This window comes from Peribacillus sp. YIM B13482 (assembly GCF_042787975.1).
Classification (GTDB): Bacteria; Bacillota; Bacilli; order Bacillales; family DSM-1321; genus Peribacillus; species Peribacillus simplex_A.
The window spans coordinates 1-5,495 of the sequence record NZ_JBHZPF010000111.1 but is presented as its reverse complement, the minus strand read 5'-3'; the positions used below and the strand labels follow the sequence as shown (position 1 = coordinate 5,495).

Here is a 5,495-nt window from a genome sequence, read left to right as displayed (position 1 = left end):
AAGGAATAGACTACAAAAAGGATCTAGTACATATGACTATACTATTAATTGGATTTACCTTCCACTTTTCTTATAGAACTAATCTGCCCCGATAGTTGCATAGGGAAAAGCTGCCTTAAAAACAGCTCCGATCTTAAGCTAACGCACCCGTTAGCCAGTATTGTGGAGGCAATTAACTTATTCTTGCTGGTAATGTTAAATATCGCAGAAGAGTGAGATTACTTTGGAGCAACAATTGTTTGATTAAAGTTATTCGTTAGCTCAAAGAAAGATTTGTGTAAACATCTCTCGATCCTCAACTAACGTCACCTTTTTGAAGAAAAAATGAATTACTCTTCTCTTGCCTATTTATAATGAATAATATTTCAAGAATACCAATAAATAGCATAATCAGTCATAACTGAAGAATCACCCAACTGATGTAACATAGCTGAAATATTCCCTCTATGATAGGTTCCATGATTCACAACGTGTAAGACCATTTCAGATATACTTGTTTCTCTTAATCCTGCCCATGGATTATCCAACATTATTCTCTGTTCCATATCTTCCTGTCTGTTCAAAAAGGATTTAAACCGAGATGTTAAAGTGTGAAATTCCGTTTCTAAGTCTTCAATTGGCAGTTTCTCAATCTTTTCTTGAATTTGAAATGAAGATTGCATTGCTTCATTCATACTCTGACCCTCGAGGGTATTAAGCCATCCATATTCCACCAAATAGAGATGAGATAAAACCTTTGAAATAGAAGAAAAGACACTTTTCATTTCCTTTTGATATATCTCAGGAGAAAGTGTCTTAAGATGATCAATAATCCGTTGATTTGCCCATACATGATAGTTATATAGATTTTCTACATGATTTGCCATACAATCGCCTCCTTATCATCACGTTTTTTTATATTCTTTATCAGAATGAATTATTCCTTTAAATATTATTACTTGTTAACACAAACTATGTATTAGTGATCGACTTTTTTCTTATCAAAATCTCCCCATAACCAACTAAAAAGGGAATGAAATGCTACGAAATAGAATGCGTATGCTAAATTCCCTAACCAATTTATCGTTTGCCCCCTGAAGTATTGCAGACCAGAGCTTGCAATATACATGAGTATGAAACCCACTACATAACTAATGAAGAATCTTTTCTTTGTTATTGCCATAAATACAAACCACTCCTATTCTTTGGCAGGCAATCCAACTATCCTGCCCCGACAGTTGCATAAAGAAAAAGTTTCCTTAAAGATGCTCAATATTCAACGAATGCACCCGTTAGTTTATGAAGGAATATTTGTCTAAACCTGCCCTTAGTGAAAACCACTTTTATTCCCCCTATAAAAATAAAAATAGTGCCAATTTCTTTTTAATAGAAATCGGCACTTCGTTTATTCGCTATACGTTATCGTGTCGCTTTAGGCGGTTGGCACACGTCACATTTACGTTGTTTATTATTTTTAAATTTCGTAAATGTTTTTTCAAAGTTGCTACCACATGTACATTTAAATAGTAACTTTTGAGAAAAGCCGTGATATTCCGTCGATAGCAACTTACTTTCCGAATTTTTCTCAACAAATTCTTTAATTTTACCAATCGTCCATTGTTTATTCATTCTCTTACACCTCCATATTTTATCGCTTTGCGGAGGCTTTTCTTGGCATCCGTTCAATTATAAGTAAAAGTAGTAATTATCCTAAGTTACCCATTATAACATGCTGGCACTCAATTAAACAGATGGAAGGTATCTTAATAAACTAAACTTCCCCTTTAGTTCCATAAAGTAAAAGCTGCCTTAAAGAGATCTTAAGCTAACATACCTTAGTTGTAGAAGGTTTTTGCCGAAAATGCACAGCGATGGACTTTACATGCCCCTACTTATAGGGGTTTTTTCAGGAGTACAGGTCAGGTATTTTCGGGATACAGCATTAAAATATCCTACATCAATAATTGCTTTCTCTCCTTTATCAGGGCATTGAATATGCGTCAGCTGAAGTGATTCATTGATGATGACCAAGTCTATTGCGTCTAATTCTTTTTTGCAGCACAAACATTTTACAGGCAGTAAGTTTTCTTTCTCCATTAAAGAAGCCCCCTTTTTGATAAATAGGTATTCTTTATTTCTAGTTGCTAATCCTACCTGTTCACATAACCGTCAAAAATTCCTTTTTCCATTACATGTTTAGTTGGTGTCTATATAGATTGTTCAACCAGTCTTCCCCGATAGCTCCTTAAAGTAAAAGCTGCCTTAAAGACAGCTCTGATCTTCAGTAAACCTCCATTAAAATTCGAGAAACTAACCTGAATTATCATTCCGATTTTCACCACAAGTTCTTTTTAATTGTATATCAACTGGGAATTTTCTGTACTTATTTCATTTTAACTTCCATACTTTATGTATGTAGTATATTCTTATCAATTACTTTAACTTCAGAACTCTGCTAATGAATAAGCAAGTTAATAATTGTACTTGAAAATGGAGTGATACGATGAATAAGACGTATGATGTCATCATTACCGGTGCTAGATGTGCCGGCTCTACCTTGGCAATTTACCTTGCTAAGGCAGGTTTCCATGTGTTGTTGGTGGACCGATCGACTTTTCCAAGGGACACATTATCAACCCATACATTTTTCAATAATACTGTCGCTCTTCTTCGAGAAATAGGGGTCCTGGACAAGTTATTGGAAACAAAAGCACCACCGGTACGGGATATTAAATTTCAATTTGAGGATACCGTTATAGAAGGTCTCATCCCTGAGGTTTCTGGAGAGGACAGTTGTTATTGCATTAGAAGAACTTATCTCGATCATATCCTACTGGAACAAGCCAAATCTCAAATGAATGTAACCGTTTTAGAAGGGTTCCGTGTGACGGATGTCATCCGTGATGACGAAACAGTAATAGGCGTGAAAGGTTTAGACGCCAACAACGAGAAACAAGAATTTTTAGCTCGCCTTGTAGTCGGGGCAGACGGCCGATCCTCTATTATTCGCAAGCTGGTAAACAGTGAACTCAAAATAAGCATTCCGGCAACAGTCGGCATTTATTTCGGGTATTTCTCTGGATTTCGCCACGATAATGTCCCTAAATTTGAAGTATACAAAAGAAAAGAAAACACAGCCATTCTCTTTCCGACGAATGATGACTTATATGTTATTACCGGCATTTTCCCATTAGAAAATAAGGAATTGATAGAACGGTTGAAATTAAATCCGGAAAGCTGTCTACGGAATCTCTTAACAGATAACTTTCCGAATACAACAATTGGGGCGCGCTTGAAAAATGCAGAACTAGTAGAACCGGTCAAAGGCATCCTCGGATATGACAATTACTGGTATGAAGGAATGGGAAAAGGATGGGCGTTGGTTGGAGATGCAGTTTGTTTTAAAGATCCTGGCATGGCGCAGGGTATCCATGATGCTATATGTGGAGCACGTATATTATCCACTATTCTATCAAAATATAAGGGACAATCCGATCAATCAAATCAAATGTCTGAAGAATATCAAAAGGCAATAGAAGATGAGTTTATGGTTCGGTTTCACATGGGATGCCAAATTTCGAAGAATGAACAAATATCTGAACAACAGGATGCTGTCAACAAACTAATCAGTTCCCATCCAGAGGCAATAGAGAAGTTTTTAGGGATTTACAATTACGCAAACGAGCCCGCTGTTTTAGAAAAAGAACTCGCACGAATTATGCAGTCGATCCGGCAATGATTTTTAGAAATTACGGGATTCAAGAGGATCGTTTGATAAATCTTTACTTTAAAGCTACAGTTGATTCTTTTTTCAGCAGATGCTTTAGGACAATTAGAGAAATAAAAAAGGGCATTTCCTAACGTCAGGAAATGCTTTTTTTTGCTGAGATTTTGCTTTGTTTACAAAATACCGAAATTTTGGGCGGTACCCATCTATACGTCTTTTTCGAGGATAAAAAACGACAAAACAAATAAAAAGTAATAAAAATAATATACGTCTAAAATAGCACTTAAAGTAAGTGTAAATTATCAATAGGCAAATCTGCATGAGCAACGGTTTTTCCCAAATAACAGATGATAAGATGCGGGGAATTCCTGATTGACTCGTTGAACTTCATATGCAAACTCCTTATCATCCTTTGGTACGGGCGAAAGTGCATCCGCTTTTTCTTGAGAATCAATATTAGCACCAGGTGGTACGAACCTGCCAGGTGGAATTCGAACGCCATTTGTTACTACTGCATTATAAGCAATAAATGAGCCTCTCCCTACAATTGCGGTATAAACAATCGAATTAAAACCAACAAATACTTCGTCTGCTATATAACAAGGGCCATGTATAAGGGCACCATGAGCAATGGTCACTTCATTTCCAATGAAGATAGAATACCTCTTTTTTCCAGATGTGATCCTTTTATTTAATAAACCATGTAAAATCACCCCGTCCTGGATATTTGTATTAGAACCTATATAAAAAGGGGTTCCTTCATCCGCACGTATGCTTACATTAGGAGCTACAAAAACATTGTTTCTAATTGTAACATCCCCTATGACACTGGAAAACTGACTTACAAAAGCTGTTTTATCAATTTTAGGAAAACGTTGAACAGGATTAAATGAAGTAACAGGGTTGGGGCTTATGAATGGTTCAAAACAGTGAGAATGGTTATTAGAGGCGTTTGACCCTTCTTTTTCTCCCAAGTTATCACCTCCTTCACAATCTAATGGCGTTTAATTAGTTTATGCAGAAAGATTGGGTGAGGAATGGGCTAATAATATCAGGTTACTATCCCTTTAATTGCATAAAGAAAAAGCCTCCTTAAAAACAGCTCTGATTTTCAGCTAACGCACACGTTTGTAAAAGACAAAAAGGCATTAGCCCTTATTCAATAAAGAATTCTTTAGCAAAAACATCAATGCTTTAGTCTTTCTTTTTCCAAGACATTAAATCAAAAAAAGCCAATCCAATGATACACCCAAAGGAATACCTAAATCCCAAACCTCCATTTCCGAACGTTTAAAAAAATAAGAAAGAAGGTAGTTCAAAGCACTTAAAGAAATAAACCAAGTAATAAACGTAAAAAGCCTTTTTCTTATTTGAATCCAATTTAACTTTCTTGTATTCGCAATAACTAAAAAGATGGAGAACACACCATATAGAAGAAGATAAATTAGATATCCTATGATAAATTTAAAAGAAAGCGAAGTATCAATATCCTTATATTGGATTGTCAACACTAAATCAAACAACTTTTTAAGGGATAATTTTTTATATTCTAGAGGACTTAAGTAGCCAAGAGTTCCATGAATTCTTAGTTTATTAAACCAGTTCACATAGTCTCCAAATTCGAGTGTAAGCTGATCTAAGCTTGCGAATGTTGTTTGATTGGCGAACTCAGTCTTAATGATTTTAAAGGTCGCTTCCGCGACAGTGTTATCATAAGGGCAACCTTTCATACTTAGTGAACGACCAATCTCAAATATGGTTAACGTTTCGTCAATCAGCTTGTTTTTAA

Annotated in this window: 6 protein-coding genes and 1 pseudogene; 1 reads left to right on the top strand and 6 read right to left on the bottom strand. The window is 35.7% G+C overall.

The genetic code is table 11. The features are described 5' to 3' along the window. Positions 1-365: 365 nt before the first annotated feature. The 4 genes from ACFX4L_RS24895 to ACFX4L_RS24880 all read right to left on the bottom strand — a co-directional run bounded on the left by ACFX4L_RS24895 (position 366) and on the right by ACFX4L_RS24880 (position 2,076). On the bottom strand, positions 366-866 hold the full coding sequence (locus ACFX4L_RS24895; protein WP_377406606.1) for a DinB family protein: 501 nt from the start codon (positions 864-866) through the stop codon (positions 366-368). A gap of 92 nt (positions 867-958) precedes the next feature. Beyond that, a complete protein-coding gene (locus ACFX4L_RS24890; protein ID WP_284469544.1) occupies positions 959-1,162 on the bottom strand; it encodes a hypothetical protein in 204 nt (67 codons plus the stop codon). A gap of 236 nt (positions 1,163-1,398) precedes the next feature. Continuing rightward, positions 1,399-1,608 (bottom strand): hypothetical protein, encoded by a 210-nt coding sequence (locus ACFX4L_RS24885; protein WP_061465106.1) that lies wholly within the window; start codon positions 1,606-1,608, stop codon positions 1,399-1,401. Between the two features lie 249 nt (positions 1,609-1,857). Continuing rightward, on the bottom strand, positions 1,858-2,076 hold the full coding sequence (locus ACFX4L_RS24880) for a hypothetical protein (RefSeq protein ID WP_317778917.1): 219 nt from the start codon (positions 2,074-2,076) through the stop codon (positions 1,858-1,860). Positions 2,077-2,482: 406 nt separating this feature from the next. Between ACFX4L_RS24880 and ACFX4L_RS24875 the strand changes: the two genes are divergently transcribed. Continuing rightward, positions 2,483-3,718, top strand: coding sequence for an NAD(P)/FAD-dependent oxidoreductase (locus tag ACFX4L_RS24875; protein ID WP_377387238.1), 1,236 nt, complete (start codon positions 2,483-2,485; stop codon positions 3,716-3,718). A gap of 290 nt (positions 3,719-4,008) precedes the next feature. On the opposite strand, the gene ACFX4L_RS24870 is transcribed toward ACFX4L_RS24875, so the two are convergent. Both ACFX4L_RS24870 and ACFX4L_RS24865 read right to left on the bottom strand, forming a co-directional pair. Beyond that, positions 4,009-4,680: an LbetaH domain-containing protein gene (locus tag ACFX4L_RS24870; RefSeq protein WP_377387235.1), complete on the bottom strand. Its 672-nt coding sequence runs from the start codon at positions 4,678-4,680 to the stop codon at positions 4,009-4,011. A 546-nt stretch (positions 4,681-5,226) separates the two neighbouring features. After that, positions 5,227-5,495, bottom strand: a pseudogene (locus ACFX4L_RS24865) (IS3 family transposase); the annotation flags it as partial.